The sequence below is a fragment of the Bradyrhizobium iriomotense genome (assembly GCF_030160715.1).
Lineage (GTDB): Bacteria > Pseudomonadota > Alphaproteobacteria > Rhizobiales > Xanthobacteraceae > Bradyrhizobium > Bradyrhizobium iriomotense.
The window spans coordinates 201,687-225,527 of record NZ_BSOW01000010.1 but is presented as its reverse complement, the minus strand read 5'-3'; the positions used below and the strand labels follow the sequence as shown (position 1 = coordinate 225,527).

Below are 23,841 nucleotides of genomic sequence, written 5' to 3'. Positions count from 1 at the left end.
GTCAGCCTCGATGAATGCCTTGAGAAGCCGGCATGGGACGATCGATCGCGCCGTTATGCGGTTCTAACTTTCGACGATGGCCACCGCGACAATATCTCGGTGGCGCTTCCGATTCTGGAACGGCACAACGCTCCGTTCATGGTGTACGTGCCCGCTCGCGCCCCCCGTACGATCCATGCAGTCGTGGTGGTTGGGTTTGCGGAGGTTTTTTCTCTCGAGGGACAAGGTTATAATCAAAGCGATAGGCAGCCAGCTCCAGTGCTCCCTGCCGCTTATCCTAGGAAGGCAGGCGGGCGGCTTTTTCCTCCCGAGCAGAGAATGCACGCCAGGCGCGCGCGAGTGCCTGGCGCCGCCATCCTCACCCGGGTCGAGCAGAGCCGCGTCGACCGGCGCTACATCGCGCCGGGCAAACCATGCAGACGGATGCCAGTCCGATCGTGTGTTGTTGTAATCGGACCACGAACATCTGAGTGCACGCGATGGGGCGCTGTTTCCGGCGATCTAACTAGCTGACAGTTGAGTCGACCGACCAGTGGGACCAGTCAGCGCTCTTTGCTTCGCGAGCAGTGCGTCGATGAAGAATTTGGTTGCCCAGTTCGGATATTGCAGCGGGGCATAGCGGCCATAGATGGGGAATGAGCCTTTGATCCCGCCATAGTAGGGTTTCGCCGGCGACATCACGTTCTGCGTCGCAGCAACGTCGTCGAGCAGATTGAGTCCTACGTTGAGAAATCGCTTGTCACCTTCCAGGCCATAGAGCCTGAAGAACACGATCGCCAATTGCGCGCACCCCGTGAGGCACAAATGCCTCGCGAGAAACTCCCAGTTTTCGCCAATCTCGGAAGCCATGCAATGCTTGGTGTCATAGACCGAAACTATGCGCTCGGCTGCGCGGCGAACGGCAGAGAGGTAGGACGCGCGCCCCGAAATGCAGTGGATCTCGATTAGCCCTTGCAACACGTAAGCGATGCCATGTGTGTTGGCGTTCCAGCCTGGCTGGAAGACGTTGTTGAGGAAGAAACCATTGTCGACCTGTTGCGACACCGTCCAGTCGGCATTGGCGAGCGCAACATTTTCATACTTCGTTTCTCCCAGCAGCCTACCTAACGTCAGCAGCGCCCAGGCGCTTCTGACGTTGTACGAGTGCACCATGTCGTAGTGCTCGTTGCGCACGAAGGATCCGGTTTCGTCAGCAGATGAGACGAGGAAGTCACCCGCCCGCCGCGCGTAGGGGATGAGATCTTTCCGTTCACGACGTAAAATCAGCGCGTTGAATCCGTGAAGGATTTGGCCGGTGTTAAAGACGACCGGCTTGGAGTCCGGCCAGAGATCGCGCTCGACAAAGCCGCCACTCGGTTCTTGCAGTTCCGAGAGCCGTTCGCCCAGGCGCTCCGCGGTCAAGGCCAAATCAGGTCGTTTGAGGTGATCAGCCAAATCGAGGAGCGTCGGTATGATGTACCCGGTGGTCTCTCGATACGGAGGCAGCCATCCTTTCCCTACCTTATATCCCTTCGAGGACGCGGACCCTTTCCCCTGCTCTATGGATCGCGTGATGAACGCGACCGCCGCCTCAAGGTGATGTCGATCATCCGTCAATCGTTCTGACGTTTTTTGACCCGGGAACTTAATGCGGAAGAAGTCGCGAACGCTCTCAGCGGCAAAATAAGTCAACATCATGATCGGTTGTCCCTGCTCGCAATACAGAAAAGGCGCGCTTTGTCGCGAGGCCGCCTAGGCCGCGATATATAGCGTTTTGCCGGACGCGGCGGCAGCTCCGAGCGCGCGGTTAATCTCCGAGGCCTCAACGCAGTAGAGCCGAACGCCCTTGTATTTCCACGCCGTTAGCACGCCCGGGCGAAGGAATCCGGCCAGTCTCTCAATCCTGAGCACGAACTTGTGCGAGAGAGGCGGCGACATCACGTACGGAATATGCCGGCCGGCACCGTCAATCAGGGTAACGCGGATGGGCTCCTCGCTCTCGCGCGGGATGGGGAAGTCGGGACCCATGTGATCCTCGATGGCGTGAACCTGCGTGAGGCTACGATAATATTCGGTGCCGACGCCAAGAATCACCGTCTTGTATCGCGCCATCACCCCAAACGGTGACAGTGGCCCACACTCTGCGGAGCTCAGGTGATGGCTACGCGTAAGTTCTTCGGCAAGAGGCCCCAACGCGCAGACGCTGTGGGTCGGGTGAAGGCTACGCAAGACGACTCTTAAGTGACGAAATAGCTCGCTCACAATTCCCATCTGTGACGGCGTGCGCCGCGCGTTGAACTGTGGATTGGCGCGATAGTAGTCGAGATAGTACTTCTCAGAAGTCCCAAAAAAGAAGGCTGGCATGGCCAATGTTCGATCGGGCCCTGCGATGCGCAGGAAGGTCTTGAGCAGTTTGCCGGGATCGTCGCGATACATTGGGGTCAGGCTATTGTAAGAGCAATGCACCATAAGAATGTCGAAATCATCCGGCAGATGCCGGCGAATCTCGAGCTCAAGCTCGGCAGTCGAGAAGGTCCCGTTCCACGCTTGGATCAGGGGGGCGCATTTCAGGCGTAGCCGCCATAGGCGTGACTTGAGATACTGACGCTTCGATATGGAGGTCGCCCGGCGCAGTAGGTAGAAGGCTTCTTTCTTGAGGCTCAATTCCTTTCATCCTTCCTGGTGGCCGGAGCGAAGTTGCGGGACCAGACTTCCCGCACATTCAAGGCCAAGGTCTTCCCATTTCATTGTTCGATGACGCGAACCGCTTGAGATGTTCCGCCTGAGTCCATTGGCAATCTAGCCGACGGCACTCGCGAAGTCGGCGGCGCAGAAGTGGATGTTGGAAGGCCCGCGCACCCGAATGTGGTACCTCCGAAGCGGAGCTATTGATCCATCGGGTATGGAGACACCACTCACTATGACGCGATAGGTCGAATTGAAATGGAAGTCTTTGCCGCCACCGTCCAATACCGCGGGCTTTCCATTGTCAGGAGCATCCTCGAGAGGACCGCGATCGACGCGGATGTTCACCCGAAGTCGCTGGGCTCGGGTCACGCGACGCGCGTGCCCTCTTATCCGCCAACCCGCGATAAAGGCAGAGATACGCGTTAGTCATCGTATCGAGCGAGAACGCCGTTTCAATACGCCGCCGCCCCTTTATACCGAAATCATTGGCAAGCTCAGCATTGTTGAGGAGTTTGAGCACACGATCCGTCAACGCTCCAGCGTCGTGGCTCGGCACAAGAAATCCCGTCTGCCCTTCCATGACCAATTCAGGAGTGCCCCCATCGTTTGTTGCCACAATTGGCTTACCCAACGCCATGCATTCCGTTATTGCGTTGGAAATACCCTCCCCGTGTAGACGGCTGTTGCTAGCGAGAACTCCCACAGTGAAGAGATTCGCGACACTTTCTATATCTCTCCGCTGCCCCAGAAACTGTATGCGCCGCGAATGTTCTGGTGGGACGCTATCGCGCACCTGCCACAGCGTTTCGCCGTCACCGACAGCGATAAAAGTAACATCGTCCCTAAGATGGCAAATGCGGCAAGCCATTTCGACAAAGGTTGCGTAATCTTTTCTGGGCGTGAAGTTGGCAACCATCCCGACAATGTGGGGGGTCGTGATGCCCAACGTGCTCCGCAGCTCTGCCTCGTCCGTCAAGTTAAGGACTCTTGCAGGATTGAAGCCATTGTAGATCGATAGACCTTTTCGCTTGGGAACAAGGTACGCAGCTAGGCCCGCGCGCGAATTGGCGACGACGATGTCTGAAAATGGGATAGTCAGCTTGCCCATGAGATAGTTTTTATTCCACAGCGTCATATGCGACGGCGCGTCTCGCACAAAGCCATTGACGAAGGCTGCGCCACACAGTTTCGCAACCGGAGCTGCATAAACGGAACACATCGGGCTCCAGGAGTGAACGATATCTATTTTCAAATTGGAGACCAGCTCGTACAAACTCTTGAAAAGCCGAAAATCTCTCTTGCCTCTCCGAACGAGTTGAATAATTTGCGCGTTATCACGATCAATTTCGTAACGAACCTCGTCCTCGTCCGTAACCGCGACGAATGACTCTATGTCACGGTGAAGGGAAAGCCCCCTCAACAGTTCGACGATTTGTCGTTCTTTCCCTGCCCGGCGCAGAGACTCAGTAAGGTGCAATATACGCATGTCAGCGCTCTCCCGGGTGGGCTGCTTCAGTCCAAATCGCAACGAAGCGTTCAGCACAAATTTCGATGGCTAACCGGCTTCTATGTAGCGTCCTCCCGTTTTCTCCCAAGCGCTGTCTCAATTCGGGATCGTCAATGACGCGTCCCAATGCAGAAGCAAGCCCCTCGACATCGCCGGGCTCGACGATCAGTCCAATCCTCTCGTGTTCGATGAGATCCGGAAGTGCCCCTACTGGGGTACAAACGACGGCCACGCCGTGAGCCAAGGCCTCAATCACCGACATCGGAAGATTTTCGCTATAGGATGGGAGCACCAAAATATTAGCCGCGCGCAAAAGTGCCTCAACCTGCGCTGGACCGACCCAACCTGGCACCGATATACGATCGCCAAGCCCCGCTCGCTCAACTGCGGCTCTCGTATCGCTCACCGCCCCGTCACCTGCGAGCGTAGCCCTCCAGCCGGACTTTGAACCCAAGCTCGCCAACGCCCTCACAAGTTCAGGCACACCTTTTCTTGGCCCGAGTCGTCCCAAAAAGAGAATGTTGGCTGCCTGCTTCATGATGTTTGGATCTCTGAAGTCAGCTGTTCGTGTGGCATTCGGAACAATGACAATTTTTGCAGAACAAGCCGGTACTCTGTCAGCAACAACCTGCTTCCAGTAATTGCCAAGCACAATAACCTTTTGGCTCCTGAGAAACATCAGATCTATTTCTTTCTTCAGAATACTGCCCCGAGAATCCCAAAACTGATCAAACTGATCGCTATGTAGATGGAGCACATATGGCAATCGGCAAATTCTTGAGATGCGGGCTAAGATGAGCTTGCGATACGTGCTGCCGAAGGCCGACAGATTTATATGCACAGCATCCGCTCGTCCGAGCAGCCGAAGCAGCATCAGACGTACAATTGCCTGCGTAAGAAATAGGGGCGACAGTAGTATCGAGCCAGGACCTCGAGTTGTGACAAAACGGATCTTTATGTTTGCGAAGCGATCCACCTGAAGCGCACAACGCAATTCGTCCATCATACGAACTATGCCTCCCTGGCCACCTGTGGAGGCGGGAGTAAAGATGACAACTTGAAGCCGACCAGCCATCTTCTCAATGGGTTTCGTTTCGCTAACGCGAGCTTTGTCTGTCTGTGTCCGGCAGCGAACCACCGAGATCGGGCTGTTCAAACGCTTATCCCCCGAAGCTCAAGCGCCAAGTTCGATGATCTATGTGCGCTCATATCCAAGATCATGCCACGTCGGTACTCCGACGTGATTTGGAGGTTGGTGTCGAAATAATTCGTTCGGCCAAGCTCCGCAGACCGATACAAAAGGCAGGAGCCGGCTCCTTTCATGTTGCTATCTTGAATGCACGCAAGAACATCTCGAGATTTATCACCGACCAAAGAACCTTTTCGTGGTTCTGTCGACCGCTGAGGTGCTCTGCGACAAGCCTACGCAGCTTAGGGCCGCTTATCATACGCGCTACACTGGAGCTTTCGCTCACAAGCATGTCCTGTACGAAATCCTGGTAAGGGCCGCTAAACCATTCTCCGACGGGCACACGGAATCCGACCTTTTTCCGCCGCAGGATTGACTGTGGAAGGATCTTGTCCATTGCTGCCCGCAGCACCGTCTTACCGCCTTTGCCTCCGGTCAGAAACTCGTCCGGAAAGCGCGCTACGACGCCAGCCAGCATCGTATCCATGAATGGCATCCGCCCCTCGATCGACCCCGCCATCATCATTCGATCGCCGCGCTCCAACAGATCATCAGGAAGCCAGGATGTCTGATCGAAGAATAATGTACGCCGTAGACTAGATTCGAGCCCCGACGAATATGGATAGATGTCCGGCGGCGTTGCCGAGAGGCGGCGGCCGAGCATCGCCTCAGCTTCAGCAACTGAAGTGCCGCCAAACCAGACCCGCATGCGGTTCACCAGGTCGCGTTCGCCCGCAGCCAATGCAAGAATCTTTACGCGCCGCATCCCATACGGCAATGAACGTACCAGTGGATAGATTACCCGCTCGTGAAGCAAGTGTGGCATCAGCCATTGATACAGACCGATCCACCGCTCAGCCCGATGTTTCGCATATCCCCCCATCAACTCATCTGCGCCTTCTCCCGTTAGTACCATCTTCACGCTACGAGAGGCCATCTCCGAAAGCATGAAGATCGGAACGTCAGACGTCTCGCTGACCGGCGCACCACGGCGTAAGACGGCAGTTGACCAATGCTCCATGAAGGCATCGGGCTCGACGAATAGTTCATTGTGAAAGGTACCAAACTGACTTGCAACGGCACGTGCATGATCGAGCTCCGAATACTCCGTTTCCCGAAATCCTACAGAAAACGTTCGCACGGGCTCCGTACTATGCTTAACCATCGTCGCAACGACCGCCGACGAGTCGACACCACCCGAAAGATAGGCTCCGAAAGGTGCGTCGCTACGCATCCGAATTCGGACAGCCTCATCGAATGTGCCTTCGAACAAACGAACTGCGTCACCGAATGACTTGACTTCCGGCATCGTCGTCGCAACTGGTGGCGTAAAGTAGCGTGTCGTCTTAAGCGTTCCATTCTGCCATACGGCGTAGTGACCAGGCTGCAGCTTTCTCACTGCACGAAAGAACGTGAGAGGCCCAGGAACATAGCGATTAAGAAGATAGTGGCCCAGTGCTTCGGCATCGAACGCTCGGCTGAAGCCGGGAAACCGAACGAGAGGCTCAATCTCTGAGCCGAAGAGAAGACCGCCCTGCAGCTCGGCGAGAAACAGCGGCTTTTTGCCGAATGCATCGCGAGCCAATACTAGGCGCTGCTCTGCTTCATCCCACAGAGCAAAGCCGAACATGCCGCGAAATCTACCCACTGCGCCGAGGTGCCAAGCGCGATAAGCTTCGATAAGCACTTCGGTATCTGAGTTCGTGCGAAAACGATGGCCAAGGGCAACGAGCTCCTGTCGCAGTTCGAGGTAATTATAGATTTCGCCGTTGAAGATTAAGGTGAAGCGACCATCCTCACTCGACATTGGTTGCCCGCCGCCACCGATATCGATAATCGAAAGCCGGCGGTGGCCGAAGCCGATCTGAAATCGCTCATCAGAGGTCTCGTGAAGCCAGTAGCCCGAGCCGTCCGGCCCCCGATGAAACATCAGATCCGTAAGGCCGATAAGTGTCTGGCGATCCTGACGCTTCGCGGCCCCAAGAGCCCATCCAAAGATCCCACACATGCTAAATGCCTTAACCTCGACGACAATCAGATGATAACCGCCACAGATGCCCTTCTGGAGCCCGCTGCGATTAAGTCATCAATCAGCGGAACAGAAGTCGCTCCGAGAAAATACGGTTTGAAGCCCTCCCTTGCACAGAGCGCAAGAATTTCGGTGAGTCGATCGACGTCGGTCTCGCGCGAATTGGCCCGCAGGCCGAGACATGCCAAGCCTACGCGACGCTACACTCCTCGATGAGCCTCTTCGTGTTCAGAATGTTGCCCTTGCTGGATGCGCCGAACACGATTGATTCTATTTTCTTCTGACTGCAGACGTATTCGATGGCCTCGCGCGGGTCGATCGCTCCGGAAGCTAAGACGGACATTGCCACGGGCCTGAACCTGCGCGACGCAATCATCTTCTCATAGAGATCGATACCGCCGCACATCCGAAAGCCCAGTTTATTTATGTTCGCGCATACGATCGGATTCTCTATGCCAATCTCGTCCAGCACATCGAGCAGACGCGGCATATTCATCGTTATAAAGCCCGGCTCGGCGTTGTAGCGGTCTCGCACGTGGTCGGCAAAAATGCGGAATGCGTCTTTAATTCCCATCCCAAGCAACAGGTCGGTGACCACGTTCTGAAGGAAGATAACAGGGGTCCTCAGTCCGCTGAACATTTTCATCTCGGCATCGATCAGGAGTCGCGCCATTCCCTCCACATCCCGCGTCGCGACCGATAAACCACCCCTCACCAGCGCAGAAAGCGCGTTCTGTGCGGGCAAAAACCGCTTCAATGCCTCAAGCATTCCGTGCTCGGTCACGGCATTTGCGTACTTGTGGGCGTACGGCATGCAGGGATAAAACTCCAACTCCGAATATCGCTCCCGGTGCGCACGGACGTGCGCGCAGAGCTCGGCGATTCGATCATGCGTCGTGCACATGAAGACATGGATTCCGCTGTCATAGGCGACATCCAGCAGATTGATAATTTCCCGGATGTCTGCAAAGCGGATAGCCTGCGCCCGCGCCTTTTCCTCGGACATGTGATTGATGCCGAAGAACTGGTTGTCGCCGAACAGTATCCGATCCATCGGTCCTCCTGCCCTTCCCTATCGGAGATAGGTTCTACCTCAGTGCGCCCGTGACGAGAGACAGCAAGCCTCCCTCGTCCGTTCGGCTTTGAGCTGGGGTCCTGGCTCCGGCATCTACTACTCGTCGCCACACGCCTCCGGCATCCTGCAACATCGCGGACACGACACAATCTGTCTGCGCCGCAGACGCGAAAGACGAGATGTTCTCCCGGCGACCTTCCGCAATGCATCGGATGAAGTAGTCGAGTTGCGCCGAATATTCCTCGCCCCGCAGGTAATACCACACGTCACTGTGAAAATCGGTTGTGTGACGAATGTCCCACCCCTCTTTTGCCGCACCAGTGCTCCCCGCAGCACCTCGAATATATGTCTTCACTTCCTGACGATCGACGATCATACGGCCATTCGTGCCCCAGAGCGTGACCTGCGTCGACATTCTGCGCAAACTGTCATCGCTCCAATTGGCGGCAATCATACCCGTCATGCCATCTGGAAAATGCAGCGTCGCGTAGACCTCGTCGTCCACGTCGCGGGAAAATATTTTGTTGAGCACTGTCCCGCTCACGCCATCGGGCCTGCCAACGAGATAATTCACAATGTCGATTGCGTGGCACGCGTAATCATGGAGGCAACCGCCGCCCTCGATGCTCTTCGCTCGCCACGTCCCGCCCTTGGGCCGCAAGACCACCGGGCCATAGGCTTCGACCCTGAGGTGATGAATTCGGCCAAGCGCCTGTGCATCGAGCAGACGCTTGGCCTCGTTGAACGCCCCAACGAACCGATAATGATATCCCACCTGATTGACGACACCTCTCCGGTCAGCCAACTCGGCCAAGGAGATCCCCTCGGCCGGATCCAGGCAAAACGGCTTTTCGCAGAACACGTGCAGGCCTCTCAGGAGAGCCTCGCGGACCATTTCGCCATGAAATCGCGAAGGCGTCGCTATGATCACCGCGTCGAGCGACTTCTGATCGAGCATCTCCCGATAATTGGAGAACACTTCGATGCCTGTATATTTGTGCAGGATGCTGCACATATAGCTCGCGGTGTCGCAAATGCCGATCAGCTTAGCCTCGGGATGCGCGTTGACAATCGCAAGATGCGAGAGTCCCATCTTGCCAAGCCCGATCAAACCAACATTGACCATAGCGGTCTCCCTAACAAGGGCCACGGCTTTCAATGCCCTAAAAGTTCACGCACCCGATGAGAACACCAGCGAGGCGCTTCTGCATTGCATAAGGCGGAGGGGATATTGCTATAAATGGGTAGCGTATGGGGGGTAGCTACAATGGTCCATTGAGCCGCGGCAGTGCGGGATTAGGATCAATCGAGGGTCGGAGAGCGGATGGCCTGTCCGGCAGTACTCAAAGGCCCTTCTGCCTCCGAATACGGCAGCCGATACGAGGGCAGCATCGGGCTCGTTATCGCTCAAGCCTGCGGACGCGCCTCCGCACGGCCGGTTGCGGGACCTCGACAACGAGCGGCGGCGTTTCGGCTACCGCCGGTTGTTCGTGCTGCTGCGGCGAGGGAAAGCCATCGGGGATCAACCGGATCTACCCGCGTTATCGCGAGGAAGGGCTCGCCGTCCGCAAGCGGAAGTGGAGGGAAGTGGTGTTCCGTCCTGATGACAGTGCTGTCGGGCATTCGCAACTGACCGCCTTCAGACAATGGTGCGAGGCTCGCACTGGGCAGAACCTGCCCGATCATGCTGCGATGGACTGTTTCTCGGTGAAGGAGTTCCGCAGCTTTTGGCGCCTCTTCCTGGAGTGGTGCGAGCTACCTAGGAACGGCGCGGTCGAGCCGGTCTGTGTCGGCGATATCTGCGAGACCGCCCGCTTTTTCCCGGATCTCCGTCTCAACTACGCCGAGTGCCTTCTCGCTGGCGCTCCCGACCAGCCTGTCCTGACGGCTTGCCACGCCGGCGGCAGCCGCGACCGGTTCGCGCGTGGCGCACTGCGCGTCGCGGTCGCCCGGCTGGCGACGTCGCTGCAGCAGCTGGGTGTGCGCCGTGGCGACCATGTCGTGGCGATCGCACGCAACAATGCCGAGGCGGTCATTGGCGCCCTGGCCACCGCTGCCCTTGGCGCGACCTTCGCCAGCTGCGCGCCGGACATGGGCGTTCCCGCTATCCTCGCGCGCTTCGCCCCTCTCGGGCCCGTGGTGCTGCTCGGTTGTCTCCGGGCAGAGCCATGGGATCTGGGCGTCCCCGTCGCCGAGCGCGTCGCCGGAGCGGCAGCCGGCCTGCCGGACCTCGTCGCGATCATCTCGCTGGATAACGGCTCGCTTCCCGCCGGCGACAGGACGGTGCCCCTGCACAGGCTCGCCGATCTGCTCCGCGACACCGTTGGTGGCGAGGACCGGCCGAGCTGGCTGCGCCACCCGTTCAACCAGCCCCTGTTCACGATGTTCTCCTCCGGCACCACGGGGCCGCCGAAATGCATTCAGCACGGTGCTGGCGGCACTCTATTGGAGCATGTGAAGGAGCACCGGTTGCACTGCGATCTCGCCACCGGCGACAAGCTGTTCTTCCAGACCTCCTGCGGCTGGATGATGTGGAACTGGCAGCTCTCCGCGCTCGCCTCCGGCGTGGAGATCGTCCTCTATGATGGGCCGCTCGAAGCGCCGGAGACCTTCTGGCGGATCGTCGCCGAGGAGCGCGTGACCGTGTTCGGCACCAACCCTGCCTATCTAGACTTTTGCGAGAAGGCAGGCTTGTCCCCGGGCCGAGTGTTCGATCCTTCTGCCCTGCGGGCTATGCTCTCCACCGGCTCCATCCTGCATCCCCGCCAGTACGACTGGGTCCGCGATGAGGTGAAGGCCACGATACCGCTGCAGTCGATCTCGGGCGGCACCGACATCATCGGCTGCTTTGTGCTGGGTAATCCGAATCTGCCTGTCCATCGCGGCGAAGCACAGTGCCGCAGTCTCGGCCTCGACGTGCGCTCGCTACCGCCGCCTGACGATCCGGAGGCGCGGATCGGCGAACTGGTATGCGCCAATCCGTTCCCCTCGCGCCCCCTTGGCTTTCACGGTGACGCCGACGGCACGCGCTTCCACGCCGCCTATTTCGCCCAGAACCCCGGCTTCTGGACGCATGGCGATTTGATCGAGGCCACAACCCATGGCGGTTGGCGGCTGCATGGCCGTTCCGACGGGGTCCTCAATGTGCGCGGCATCCGCATCGGCACCGCGGAAATCTACCGCATTCTCGCTGACATCGGGGAGATCCGCGAGGCAATGGCGGTCGAGCAGCAGGCCGAGGAGGAGGCGGGCGGCTCGCGCATGGTTCTGCTGGTCGTGCTGCGCGAAGGCCTGGTACTCGACAACGTGCTGGCGAAGCACATCCGCTCAGAGCTTGCGCGCTGCGGCTCTCCCGCCTTCGCGCCGGCGCGCATCGCGCAGGTCGATGCGCTTCCAGTCACCTTTAGCGGCAAGCGTTCCGAGGCGGCGGCGCGGGATGCGGTGAATGGCCGCACTGTACGGAACCGTGACGCCCTGCAGAACCCGGAATGCCTCGAAACGATTGCCAAGCATCCGACTGTCCTAGCGCCTGCAGCCGTCAGGGTATCGCGAGCGCCGGCGCCGGACCGTGGAGCGATCCCGGATGGTGACCGGCTTCGCCAGGAGCTGCAGGCGATCTGCGAGCACGTGCTGGGCGTCTCGCCAATCGGCTGGTCCGATAATCTTCTTGGCCTCGGCGCGGACTCGCTAGCAGTGGTGAACCTGCTGCTCGAGATCGAGGGTTATGCTGGGCGTCCCATGCCCCTTTTGGCCTTTCTGTCGGCGCCGTCGGTCGAAGGCTTGGCCACGATACTGTCTAGCGGCGCTGACGCAATGGCGGAGCAGCAGGCTGGTTGGGGGCTGGACGACCAGGAGCCGGTCTGCTGTTTCCTCGAGGAGGCCTTCCCGCGAGTCGAGGCGGCCACGCGGCGCAACAATGCGAATCGACACCTGATGTCACCGCTGTTCAATCGGGCGCGTCGCTTCTATCGAAACAGACACGTAGGACGCTTCCGGCGCGAGTTGGCAGCGGGTCACCCGCTCAAGCTGGAAGAGGTCGAAGCGGTGCTCGATCAACTCAGGATTGGCAGCGGAGATCGCTTGAGCATCCACTCGCATAGCGCGGTGCTCGCCCAAATCCAGGGAGGAATACCTGCGCTGCTCGAGCACCTCAAGGAACGAGTAACGCCCAGGGGGCTGCTTTGGATGACGACGTCGCCGTTCCGCAGCTCAATGTCGGAGTATGCAGCGACGGATCCTATCTTTGACGTGCGCCGCACGCCTTCGCAGATGGGATTGATCAACGAGGTATTCCGACGCAGCCGCGGCACGACGCGCAGCGTGCACCCCACTCATTCGGTGGCGTTGTGGGGAAGCGATGCCGAGGAGTGGGCCGCCGGGCACGAGGACGATCCCGTGCCGTTTCACCTCAACGGTCCCTACGGCCGCCTCTATCGCCACGGCGGGAAAGTGCTGTTCATGGAGCTGGACGGCTCGCACCTGACCGAAATTCACATAGTCGAAGGCATTCTGCGCGACCAATTCCCGGTCAAGGCCTATCTCGAACGGCCTGCCGACATGCGCGTCGTAGACTGGAGCGGTCAGCAGCGCACGGTCAGCGTCTTCTTACACAACCCGGTGTTCGCTGCACAGATCGACCCACGCCACTGCTATCCGGAGATGGAACGCCTGGGCATCGTGAAACGTGCCTATCTGCGGGGATATATCCCGTTTGTCCTCGTCGACGTCGCACCCATGGTCGACTACTTCCTCGCGCGTGTTTCGCACGGCAGAGACTACTACCATTGGACGAGTGGAATCGGATATCTGCGCGGCTTCCTGGAGCGGCTCGAAGGCAACGCGCCACCGGCGGCCGCACCGCCGATCAACTCGACCTGAACATTGTCCCTCACCTCACCAAGTTGAGAAGACACTCGAATCCCTGCCCGGCATCGATCCGCGTGAACAACTTTTACCCCAGCGGCTCCGGCGGCCTCATTCGTCGCTGAAATACCTGGCGATTCAGAAAACACACTGATTTCGGAATCCCAAGATTCAACCTAAGCTCATCCCGCTTTAAATTAGTTAGAGGACGTCAATCGTGATGGTCGACCTTCTATCGCGGAGATGCCCCTCAAAAAGGATCTGATCGGTAGGGACGCGCACGCAGTAGGATGGCGACAACCAACCAAGTCCTGTCGCCTGGTCGCCCCGAACTACTCTAGCTTTCAATGGGCCCGCGCTTGATATTCGAACGAGTTGAAGATTGCTGCGTGTGATCAGCACCCCGCTCCGATCCGGCTCGACCGTTGACTGGCAACTCGGGTCTATGAGAAACGATACTGTAACGCTTCGATCTGTGGGAGCTCCGACGAGTTCGTCGATAATCGTAAACCGCGAAACGTCATCAAACTCCACTGTACGCCGGTGCCTTGCGCCATATAGCCCGACATAGCCGTCATGCTCTGCCACAACCCGCGCAATTGGAGTAGCTTCGGATGATACGAGGCGCGCATTCGCCTTTCTCGCCCAATTAAACGGCCCAGACGGACGACTTGATCCAATTCCGGAAAGACTCAAAGTGTTGTGAACGGCGGTGTCCCTGAACTGGTCCCGCAGCTTCCTATTCGGATTATACAGATACGTTCCGGCGTCTACGATAACAGGTTGGCTGCCTACAGACAGCCAGATGGAAAGCGCGTCTGCATGGCCATGAGCAGCAATTGACAGATAGCCAATTGGTCCATGATCAAATGTCAGAACGACAGGATCCTTATGCCTGCTTCGGATGATCGAGTAGCCCCCGTTCGTGAATGAGCGCATTCCTACACGTTGTGCCGGTGCTACCGCGGCGGATCCCAGGATTACATCGCGAATGCTTGGATCTTTGGCCGGTGGGGCAAGATCTGGGCGGCCAACGCAGCCCGAAACGGCTGCGACAACGGAGGCGACGTATGTTGGCTCAGGCGCCTGTGTTGTCGCAATAACTCGGCAATCGTCGCAATCTCCGATCGCAGGCACCTTTGCATCGGCGTCCATCAACCAAAGGGAATGCTCACACCACGCGGAAAGCCGATCCACGGTAGTTGCTGGCAAGCTGCCTTCGCGTCCAAGGGCGGTGGCCGCAACAAGAAACAGCTCAATCGAGAACGCAGCATAGCTGGGAGATTGTTCAGCCCCCACGCCATCCGGATGAATTTGCTGATCAATCTCCGCGAGCAACGCGCGCCAGCTGTTCTCGCGCAATGCCGCTGCATCGGGGAATCCCGGAGCCATGATCGAACCGACAACCAGTCCGGCAAGCTCGGCGATCCGATGATTGTTAGCGGAGGAATGCAGTGACGGAAATCGCTTGATCCAGTCGAGATGTGCGAAGAAGAAGCGAAGCGCCGCACTGCGTGTAACGCGGTCAAGACGATCGGCGCCGATGATCGAGAGCGTCACCGCGACCGAGATGACACGAAGTGCGGCGTCGATACCGTAAATCCAGCTTGGTCCACGAAAGGGTGGATTGCCTGCCATCCATGACCTAATCATACCGGCCAAAAGCACGAACTCGTCATGTTTCTCGACCAACGCATCGGCGGCGAGAGGAACCAGAAATTGCAGTCGATTGAGCTCCACAATAGGCTTCATATCTCGCGTGTTCATGCCGTGCCGGAATGAAATATCGAAGGCATAGGCGTCCCATTGCGGAAGTGGCCCGCCGTCCTCAGGATCGATACGCCAGAACGACGGATCCGGTGGAATCGAAGACGGCTTCGGCCAGCGTGCACCGAGCAAACAAAAACGGCCCGCACGGACCTTGTCGGCTTCGCAGCTTATGAGAGCGGATAGATCCGATGAAGAGGCGATAACCCGGGAACGAATGCCGGGTATGGTAGTCAGCGGACCAAATGACTCAACCCCATCCCAGCCGCCACTATGCCACCGCGCCGTTTGCTTACTGGCAGTTTCGACCAGGCGGTGAGCAATCTCCGCCGCACTCATAGCCGCCAGGCGGTCACGGTACCAGGCGGCTCGGCCTAAAACGGATTTCAAAAACGCCTCACATGGTTGATGTCAATACGCTTGTCACTCTCGCGACAACCGAATCTTGGTGACCTAAACGACACCTTCCAGGACGTCAGGTTTACCAGGACGTCAGGTTTAAGCCCGTCATTTCCAACGCGGGCGCCGTACCGTACGAAATCACGGTAAGGCCGTCCATTCCCCGATCGGCTGGTCTCGGCTTCTTCTGGAGGTCGAGAATCGGTAATCCAAAAGGGTAGAACTGCGGACCGGTTCAAAAGACTATGCTTGTGGGTGTGAGTTCGGATGCCACGCGTTGACGTCTTCGGGATCTCTTTCCAAGCATGTGCAGAACTCCAGTTTTCCAAGACTGAGGACCGAATTGGAAGGACGCGGAGTTCGGTTTCGTGGTCTGGGCCGGCAAGCAAGTTTGGACTGATGATGAACATTTGGTTTGATCTACATAACTCGCCCCACATCAACATGTTTCGAAGGCTTATAAGCGAGCTTCAAGGGGAGCATGAAGTAATCATAACGGCTCGAGCGCTCGCGAACACGGTTGATCTGCTGAATCTGCATCGGCTCAACTACGAAATCGTCGGTAAGCACTACGGGGCCAACGTCGGCAGAAAGTTTCTAGGGTATCCGGTGCGAGTGCGCGACTTGTACCGTTTTCTCAAGGACCGTTCAGTTGACCTCGCAGTTTCGCAAAGTTCCTTCCATTCGCCGGTCGTCGCGCGACTTCTGGGTGCCCGATCAATCTATTTGAACGACAACGAGCACGCTCTTGGAAACGTGCCAGCTTTTCTGTTCGCCGATGTGATCATGCTGCCTGAGTTCCTCGACATCAGCAGAGTGCGCTGGCAGGGGGCTCGCGCCGCCAAGGTGCGCCACTTTCCTGGAATAAAGGAAGGCATGTATCTATGGTATTTTGCCGATCAATTCATGTCGCGACGCACTGATAAAACGATGCAGGATCAGCGCAGAGCAGTGTACGTGAGGCCGGAGCCCTGGACCGCCCAGTACTACAAGAGTGAAATCAATTTCTTGGATAGTCTTTTGCTTGGGCTTCGCGATCATGTCGCTTTGACCGTCCTACCAAGAGGGCGCGCGCAGGGGGCACACTACAGAGCCGAAAAGTTCAAAGGCATACGCGTGATCGACACCGCACTCGACCTGGCAGACATTGCTCCCGATTGCGATTTATTTATTGGCGCTGGTGGGACGATGACCCGGGAGATGGCAGTGCTCGGTATCCCAACAGTCTCGATCTACCGATCGGACCTGCTCGACGTTGATCGCTACTTACTGCGGAGTGGCTGCATGCAGCATCGGCCGGATCTTGACGCGGAAACAGCGCTAAAGATCCTCGACAACGCCATTGAGCGCGGTCCGAACTTGGAATTGCTTCACAAGGGCAAAGTTGCTTACAGCCAGCTATATTCGCTGATTGCCGAACTAGGCAGCCGCCGCTGATCAAAGCGGCTCTCATTGGGCTCGGCGGAAATCTCGCATCAAGCCATTATCACTGCTCTGTAAGCCCGCAACGCGAACGAGCCCGACCATATCCCAATCGCGGCGGAAGCTAAGCGATCGCAATCCGCTCATTGATCAGGCGTCACAGCTGAGCTGCCGACGATTCGCTCGCGAAGAGAGCGACTGATGGGTCTGCGGGCGAGTGCTTGGGTCCATAACCAAGTGCCTTTCGGTTCGAAAGCGGGAAAGGACGAGATCGGGTGCCACAAGACGCCTCGACCAGCAGCACCCACAACATTTGCCAGCGTCGTGACGAACTGCTTGGAGCGAGGCCACAAGATCATTCACGACGGCGAGCACATACATTGATATCAACGGTGGAAATCTTTTTCGCTTCCCCCAAAAGGGGACGTCTCCGAATTCCGCAGCAACGGCAGGCATATGCCGTAGGTGCCACAGGTGCGTCGTGCGATTCTAATCCTAATTATCTTCTAATTATCGCCATGCTCGCCTATTTTTTTCGCCACACTTCCTAATTAACCATCCGGCACAGCAGTCGGGGGGGCCAGCTTCCAAAATTCCCACTGCTTTGAAATCGGTTCGCGGTGCTTCGCGCTGCGGGCGTGCGCTGTGTCTCGCGCCTTCGCGAGGCGCGGCACATGAATGTGTTCGCGTGCTGCGAGCATGCAATAGGTCGCGCGCCTTCACGATGCGCGGCAGCAGAATTCCCTTGTCAACGTCACAGAGAAACAACTCTGCAACTCGATGGAGTCCTGAATTGGATACTACCGGCACAATCACGTCATTTTCGCCCATTCCGAAGACCCGCGGTGTAACCATCGGCGGCGACATCTACGGAGTGCACACTGCGGGCAAGAGCTACAGCCTGACCAATCCTGACTCGCAAACTCTGCAATTTACAATTCAACCGGGCGACGCGGGCCCCTACGATTCTGGATCAGTCGATCGCGCCGAGATTTGTGCCGCGAACGCCGGGCCAGGCGGTGCTCAGGACATTCCCGTCGGGACTCCCATCGGCATCGACTACCAGTTCATGGTGCAGCCGAACGGGCCCAACAACACGTTCACCAACACGGCGTCATGGTTTGTGACTGGGGAAATGCACAACGACGACTCCGTGAGTGGTGTGGCGACGTCACCGCCGTTCGCAATCCAGCTCGCCGGCAATCATCTGCAAGTTGTCGCTCGCTATTGTCCGCCCGGCGGCAATCCCGGCAACGGGGCGGGGTCCAATATGGTCAACATGGTACTCTGGACCGACCCGAACCCGATTGTGCCCGGCCGCTATTACGACATCAATATCCAATCCAAGCTCTCGAACACCGGCGCGGGCGGTTATCTCGATGTCTCGATCGACGGCAAACAGGTGGTGAATTACACCGGCCTGCTCGGCTATGGGGCCGGCACCTACTGGATGGATGGGCTCTACCGCAACGCAGGTCCTACCGAGACCGTAACCGCCGACTTTCGCAATTTCACGATGGTGACCGGGTCGACGGCAGTCGGCTGGAAGGGTGTGGGCGGCACCACCACGCCGACCTCTCCCACCACGCCGGTCTCGGGCGGCGGTACCACCACGCCGACCTCTCCGACCACGCCGGTCTCCGGCGGCGGCACCACCACGCCGACCTCTCCGACCAGGCCGGTCTCCGGCGGCGGCACCACCACGCCGACCTCTCCCACCACGCCGGTCTCCGGCGGCGGCACCACCACGCCGACCTCTCCCACCAAGCCGGTCTCCGGCGGCGGCACCACCACGCCGACCTCTCCCACCACGCCGGTCTCCGGCGGCGGCACCACCACGCCGTCATCGACCAAGCCGGTCCTCACCATTGCGGATCACTCGCTCTGGGTGGCTGGAAGAGGCGGTACCGTCGACCTGGGCACCAAGGTGAAAACGACCGACTCCAACGACGTCGTGACCCTGAACATCACGGGGTTACCCAAGTACGAGACGATCACCGACAAGCTCGATGGTCAGACGTTCCGGGGTAATAACATCACCTTGACGGCAGCGCAGGTCGACAGCGGGCTCGTACTGCACTCGTATTATCGCGGCGGAGCCCATCCGACCGCAACGCTCACGCTGACCGCAAGCGCAAAGGATCCGACCACCGGTGCCGTTGCGACGGCCTCGCCGCAGACCATCACCGTGGTGGATCCCCGACCTGCTGCGACCACCACAACGACCACAACGTCGCCGACGACGACGGTAACGGATCATTCGCATCCGACCGGCACGAGCACAGCGACGCCGGTAGTCCAGTCGGGCGGCACCAGCACGACCTCCGTGTCACTGCCGACCAGCCTCTCGGATCGCGTATCTGCGCTCAGAGCAAGCGTAACGTCTCTGGCAGGTCAGGACCTTGCGGGTCATGGCTCTGCGCTGTTCAGCCAGATCAGGGATGTGATCACCGGCGGCGGCGTTGCGACCTCCGCGCCGCAGCAGATCTCCGTGACGGATCACCCGGTCGCGAACGGCACGAGCACGGCGTCCCTGGCGAGCCAGAGCTTTGCACTGCTGAACCAGTATCTGGCCAGCAATTCCGGCCGGGTGGATGCCGGTCAGATCGTGTCGGCCGTGTCGCAAGCGACCGGTTTGGGGCAAGAATCGTTGCTGGCCAGACCGCATTAGCGCCTCGCCTCGCCGCACCCAGGCTCAGCGCCTGGGTGCGGCGCCGTCAATGATCGTGAATGCATGAGAAGGAACATCACACGCGGTCGGTAGCCGCGAAGGGTTGAGTAAAATAAATGGCGATCCAGAATGGAAATGCCCATGCCGCAGACCTCGGGCTTCGAGCCCTGGCTCTGTTCCTGCGCCTTCATGGCGTGAACGCCGAGCCTGACCAGCTCCGCGACCGTTGCGGGAGCAACGATATCGGCATCAGCGCGATGCTTCGCTGTGCCCACGAATTCGGTGTCAAAGTCCGTTCGCGCACGACGCGTTGGAAGCGACTTGCGAGCACCACGCTGCCCGGAATCGCCTCGCTCCGAGATGGCGGATTCCTGCTGCTCGGCAAGGTCGATGACCAGACGGCACTTGTGCTGCATCCAACCGCATCGCGTCCGAACATGATGACGCGCGCGGAGTTTGAAGAAGTCTGGGACGGCCGTTTGATCCTGGCCGGCTCACAGAGCCTCGTGCACCGGTTGCTTGATTCCCTTGCCGGCATGAATATCCCGGCGCTTGATCTGGCACGGCGTGCCGGCGATGCCCTGAGGCACGCCGGCAATATGCTGACGCACGCCCGTGAGGTCTTCGTGCGTGCCCGCGATATCGCGATGCGCACGTGGACACCCGATCAGCCCGACATGGCCGTCCAGGCGGTGGCCGCCGAACCTGAAATCGGCGATGAGTCGGGGCTCATTGCGGTGGCGATATTGCTGCGTTGCCATGGCATTGCGGCCGACCCGGCGCAAATTCGGCATCGCATGGGCACGGCGCGAATCGGTACGACCGAAATCCTGCGCTGTGCCAGGGAGTTCGGGCTCAAGGCCCGGGTTCAGCGGTCGGGCTGGAACAGGCTTGCGGTCACGCCACTGCCGGCAATTGCCGTGCTGCGCGACGGCGGCTTCCTGATCCTGGGCAAGGTCGTCGACGACAAGCTTCTGGTTCAGCGCCCATTGTCTCCCCAGCCTGAATCCATCAGCCAGGCCGAGCTCGAGGCCGTCTGGGACGGTGACATCATCCTGATGACCCGGCGTGCGGCCCTGACGGATCTCTCCCGGCGATTTGATATCAACTGGTTCATCGGTGCTGTCCACAAGTATCGCCGCCTGCTCGGCGAAGTGCTGGCCGCGTCGTTCTTCCTTCAGATCTTCGCCCTCATCGCTCCGCTGTTCTTCCAGGTGGTGATCGACAAGGTGCTCGTGCATCGAAGCATGAGCACGCTCGACGTCCTGATCATGGGCCTCGTCGCACTGACCGTGTTCGAGACCGTTCTCGGCACGTTGCGCGTCTATCTGTTCGCGCACACGACGAACCGAATCGACGTCGAGCTCGGCGCGCGGCTGTTCCGTCACCTGATGGCCTTGCCGATCGCCTATTTCCAGACGCGCCGCGTCGGCGATTCGGTTGCACGTGTTCGCGAACTGGAGAACATCCGTCAGTTCCTGACGAGCTCGGCGCTCACGCTGGTTATCGATCTCCTGTTCACCTTCGTCTTCCTAGCGGTGATGTTCTACTACTCGACATCGCTGACGCTGATCGTCATTGCCTCGTTCCCGTTCTACATCGGTATTTCAGCCGGCGCCGCTCCGCTGTTTCGCCGGCGCCTCGATGAGAAGTTCAATCGCGGCTCGGAGAACCAGGCCTTCCTGGTCGAGAGCGTCACGGGCGTCGAAACGCTGAAGGCGATGGCGGTCGAGCCGCAGATGCAGCGACGCTGGGAGGAGCAGCTCGCCGGCTATGTGGGCGCGAGCTTCCGCGTGCTCAGCCTGAACAACACGGCGAGCCAGGCGGTCCAGATGATCAACAAGCTGGTCACCGCCGCAACGCTCTACTTCGGCGCCCGGCTGGTGATCGGCGGTGACCTGTCCGTCGGCGAGCTCGTCGCGTTCAACATGCTGGCAGGGCGGGTGAGCATGCCGGTGCTTCGGCTCGCGCAGATCTGGCAGGACTTCCACCAGGCTCGTCTGTCGATCGATCGTCTCGGCGACATCCTCAACACGATGCCCGAGCCGAGCTTCAGTCCGGCCCGCGCTGCCCTGCCGCCGATCCGCGGCAAGGTCACCTTCGAGCACGCGACCTTCCGCTACCGCATCGACGGTCCCGAAGTGCTGCACGACGTGTCCTTCAACGTCGAGCCCGGTCAGGTGATCGGCATCGTGGGCTCTTCAGGCTCAGGCAAGAGCACCATTACCAAGCTGATTCAGCGTCTCTATGTACCGGAGAGCGGCCGCGTGCTGGTCGACGGCGTCGACCTCGCGATGGTCGATCTGACCTGGCTTCGGCGCCAGATCGGCGTGGTCCTGCAGGAGAACGTGCTCTTCAATCGCTCGATCCGCGAGAACATCGCGCTCGCCGACCCGGCCATGCCCATGGAGCGCGTCATCGAGGCGGCGTCGCTCGCGGGCGCTCACGACTTCATCCTGGAGCTGCCGGAGGGCTATGACACCATCGTCGGCGAACGCGGCAGCACTCTCTCCGGCGGGCAACGCCAGCGTGTCGCGATCGCCCGCGCGCTCATCACCGATCCGCGCATTCTCATTTTCGACGAGGCGACCAGCGCGCTGGACTATGAAAGCGAGCGCGCCATCCAGCAGAACATGAGACGGATTTCCGCTGGACGGACCGTGTTCGTCATCGCGCACCGACTTTCGACCGTGCGCAACGCCAACCGGATCATCACGCTCGAGCATGGCCGCATCGTCGAGGACGGCAGCCATGACGAACTGATCCGTTCGAACGGGCGTTACGCAAACCTCCACTATCTGCAGGCCGGGATCCATGACGTCCGCTAGTCGAAATATCGTTCCGTTTCCGAGACGCGAGCCTCGCCGCCGTGAGCACGAAATCGCATTCCTGCCGGCGGCGCTCGAGATCACCGAAACGCCACCGTCGCCGGTCGGGCGCGCGATCGGGGTGAGCATCATCGCGGTCTTTTGCATCGCGCTGTTGTGGGCATCGTTCGGCAGCGTCGATATCGTCGCGACCGCGACGGGCAAGATCGTGCCGGGCGGGCGCACCAAGCTGATCCAGCCGTTCGAGACGGGCGTAGTCCGGGCCATCCACGTCCGCGACGGACAAACCGTCAAGGCCGGCGACGTCCTGATCGAGCTCGACCCGACCATGACGGAGGCCGATCAAGAGCGGCAGAGAAGCGATCTGTTAGCGGCCGAGCTCGACGTCGCGCGGCTGCGCGCGGCGCTCGCCGAGGATCCGCTTGCCGCCTTCCGGCCACCGCAGAGCGCAAGTGCCGCGGAGATCGAGATGCATCGCCAGTTTCTGATCAGCCAGCGCGCCGAGCAGAACGCCAAGCTCGCCGAGATCCAGCGCCAGCAAGGTCAGAAGGAAGCGGAGCGGGCGACCACGTTAGCGAGCGTCGCGAAGCTCCAGGCGACGATTCCGGTGCTCCAGGAGCGGGTCGATATTCGCAAGGGGCTCGTCGACAAGGCGTTGGCGTCGAAGGTGGTCTATCTCCAGGAGTACCAGGAGTTGGTCGCTCTCCAGCAGGACCTCAACCTGCAGGAGAGCCGGCTCCGTGAGGCCGACGCGGCCATCGCCCTGCTGAAGGAAACGAAAGAAAGGACCGCCGCGGAGTATCGGCGCGCGACCTATGACGCACTTGCGAAAGCCGATCAGAAGGCGGCGAGCGCGGCGCAGGAAGTGGTCAAGGCAGAGCGGCGCACCAAACTCCAGCAGTTGACTGCACCCGTCGACGGCGTCGTGCAACAGCTCGCCGTTCATACTGTGGGCGGCGTGGTGACGCCGGCGCAGGCGCTCGCCATCGTCGTCCCGAGCGAGAGTCAGCTCGAGATCGAGGCCATGCTCTCCAACCGCGACATAGGGTTCGTTCACCCGGGGCAGAAGGCGGAGATCAAGGTCGATACGTTCAACTTCACGCGCTACGGACTCCTCCATGGGGACGTGTTGAGCGTCTCAACCGATGCCATAACGCACGACAGGCAGCAAGGCGGTCTGAATGACCGGGCGTCGGGCGCGGTGCAAAGCAGCAGCGAGCCGAGAGGTCAGGAGCTGGAATATGCGGCGCGCGTTTCACTCGATCGCACGCACATGCAGGTGGAGGACAAGCTCGTCAAGCTCGGTCCCGGCATGGCGGTCACGGTCGAGATCAAGACCGGCGCGCGCAGCATCATCAGCTATCTTCTCTCGCCGCTGGCGAGATACAAGCAAGAATCGCTGCGGGAGCGGTAGGCGAAGCGGA

General features: G+C 59.4%; 13 protein-coding genes and 2 pseudogenes. 7 read left to right on the top strand and 8 right to left on the bottom strand.

The genetic code is table 11. The features are described 5' to 3' along the window. Positions 1-501 precede the first annotated feature (501 nt). The 7 genes from QQL28_RS16500 to QQL28_RS16470 all read right to left on the bottom strand — a co-directional run bounded on the left by QQL28_RS16500 (position 502) and on the right by QQL28_RS16470 (position 9,593). Positions 502-1,677 carry a prenyltransferase/squalene oxidase repeat-containing protein gene (locus tag QQL28_RS16500; protein ID WP_284267098.1) on the bottom strand — a complete coding sequence of 392 codons (1,176 nt, stop codon included), beginning with the start codon at positions 1,675-1,677 and terminating at the stop codon, positions 502-504. A gap of 54 nt (positions 1,678-1,731) precedes the next feature. Beyond that, a complete protein-coding gene (locus QQL28_RS16495; RefSeq protein WP_284267097.1) occupies positions 1,732-2,643 on the bottom strand; it encodes an AAC(3) family N-acetyltransferase in 912 nt (303 codons plus the stop codon). A gap of 325 nt (positions 2,644-2,968) precedes the next feature. After that, complete coding sequence (locus tag QQL28_RS16490; RefSeq protein ID WP_284267096.1) at positions 2,969-4,153, bottom strand: glycosyltransferase; 1,185 nt, start codon at positions 4,151-4,153, stop codon at positions 2,969-2,971. A gap of 1 nt (position 4,154) precedes the next feature. Next, entirely contained in the window at positions 4,155-5,249 is a 1,095-nt protein-coding gene (locus QQL28_RS16485; protein ID WP_284267146.1) for a glycosyltransferase family 4 protein, read from the bottom strand. Between the two features lie 244 nt (positions 5,250-5,493). Further along, positions 5,494-7,371: an asparagine synthase (glutamine-hydrolyzing) gene (gene asnB / locus QQL28_RS16480; protein WP_284267095.1), complete on the bottom strand. Its 1,878-nt coding sequence runs from the start codon at positions 7,369-7,371 to the stop codon at positions 5,494-5,496. 211 nt (positions 7,372-7,582) lie between these two features. Next, a complete protein-coding gene (locus QQL28_RS16475; protein ID WP_284267094.1) occupies positions 7,583-8,446 on the bottom strand; it encodes a hypothetical protein in 864 nt (287 codons plus the stop codon). Positions 8,447-8,480: 34 nt separating this feature from the next. Further along, on the bottom strand, positions 8,481-9,593 hold the full coding sequence (locus tag QQL28_RS16470) for a Gfo/Idh/MocA family protein (RefSeq protein ID WP_284267093.1): 1,113 nt from the start codon (positions 9,591-9,593) through the stop codon (positions 8,481-8,483). Positions 9,594-9,900: 307 nt separating this feature from the next. On the opposite strand from QQL28_RS16470, the pseudogene QQL28_RS16465 reads away from it, so the two are divergent. Next, positions 9,901-10,051: pseudogene (locus QQL28_RS16465) on the top strand (IS3 family transposase); the annotation flags it as partial. A gap of 6 nt (positions 10,052-10,057) precedes the next feature. Next, entirely contained in the window at positions 10,058-13,345 is a 3,288-nt protein-coding gene (locus QQL28_RS16460) for an acetoacetate--CoA ligase (RefSeq protein ID WP_284267145.1), read from the top strand. A 186-nt stretch (positions 13,346-13,531) separates the two neighbouring features. On the opposite strand, the gene QQL28_RS16455 is transcribed toward QQL28_RS16460, so the two are convergent. Further along, a complete protein-coding gene (locus tag QQL28_RS16455; RefSeq protein ID WP_284267092.1) occupies positions 13,532-15,487 on the bottom strand; it encodes an alginate lyase family protein in 1,956 nt (651 codons plus the stop codon). 408 nt (positions 15,488-15,895) lie between these two features. On the opposite strand from QQL28_RS16455, the gene QQL28_RS16450 reads away from it, so the two are divergent. The 5 genes and pseudogenes from QQL28_RS16450 to QQL28_RS16435 all read left to right on the top strand — a co-directional run bounded on the left by QQL28_RS16450 (position 15,896) and on the right by QQL28_RS16435 (position 23,831). After that, on the top strand, positions 15,896-16,933 hold the full coding sequence (locus QQL28_RS16450) for a DUF354 domain-containing protein (RefSeq protein ID WP_284267091.1): 1,038 nt from the start codon (positions 15,896-15,898) through the stop codon (positions 16,931-16,933). A 778-nt stretch (positions 16,934-17,711) separates the two neighbouring features. Next, positions 17,712-19,589, top strand: a complete 1,878-nt coding sequence (locus tag QQL28_RS16445) for a heparin lyase I family protein (protein ID WP_284267090.1) — start codon at positions 17,712-17,714, stop codon at positions 19,587-19,589. Between the two features lie 116 nt (positions 19,590-19,705). Continuing rightward, positions 19,706-20,020, top strand: a pseudogene (locus QQL28_RS46135) (cysteine peptidase family C39 domain-containing protein); the annotation flags it as partial. A gap of 246 nt (positions 20,021-20,266) precedes the next feature. After that, on the top strand, positions 20,267-22,417 hold the full coding sequence (locus tag QQL28_RS16440; RefSeq protein ID WP_431309611.1) for a type I secretion system permease/ATPase: 2,151 nt from the start codon (positions 20,267-20,269) through the stop codon (positions 22,415-22,417). Continuing rightward, positions 22,404-23,831, top strand: coding sequence for an HlyD family type I secretion periplasmic adaptor subunit (locus tag QQL28_RS16435; protein WP_284267088.1), 1,428 nt, complete (start codon positions 22,404-22,406; stop codon positions 23,829-23,831). Before QQL28_RS16440 ends, QQL28_RS16435 begins: the two co-directional genes overlap by 14 nt. The last annotated feature ends 10 nt before the right edge of the window (positions 23,832-23,841 follow it).

What these genes read in the sequence shown, in the direction of transcription:
- QQL28_RS16490 (WP_284267096.1), bottom strand. Translation starts at nt 4,153, where the DNA reads ATGCGTATATTGCACCTTACTGAGTCTCTGCGCCGGGCAGGGAAAGAA.
- QQL28_RS16500 (WP_284267098.1), bottom strand. Translation starts at nt 1,677, where the DNA reads ATGATGTTGACTTATTTTGCCGCTGAGAGCGTTCGCGACTTCTTCCGC.
- QQL28_RS16475 (WP_284267094.1), bottom strand. Translation starts at nt 8,446, where the DNA reads ATGGATCGGATACTGTTCGGCGACAACCAGTTCTTCGGCATCAATCAC.
- asnB (WP_284267095.1), bottom strand. Translation starts at nt 7,371, where the DNA reads ATGTGTGGGATCTTTGGATGGGCTCTTGGGGCCGCGAAGCGTCAGGAT.
- QQL28_RS16435 (WP_284267088.1), top strand. Translation starts at nt 22,404, where the DNA reads ATGACGTCCGCTAGTCGAAATATCGTTCCGTTTCCGAGACGCGAGCCT.
- QQL28_RS16440 (WP_431309611.1), top strand. Translation starts at nt 20,267, where the DNA reads ATGGCCGTCCAGGCGGTGGCCGCCGAACCTGAAATCGGCGATGAGTCG.
- QQL28_RS16470 (WP_284267093.1), bottom strand. Translation starts at nt 9,593, where the DNA reads ATGGTCAATGTTGGTTTGATCGGGCTTGGCAAGATGGGACTCTCGCAT.
- QQL28_RS16485 (WP_284267146.1), bottom strand. Translation starts at nt 5,249, where the DNA reads ATGGCTGGTCGGCTTCAAGTTGTCATCTTTACTCCCGCCTCCACAGGT.
- QQL28_RS16450 (WP_284267091.1), top strand. Translation starts at nt 15,896, where the DNA reads ATGATGAACATTTGGTTTGATCTACATAACTCGCCCCACATCAACATG.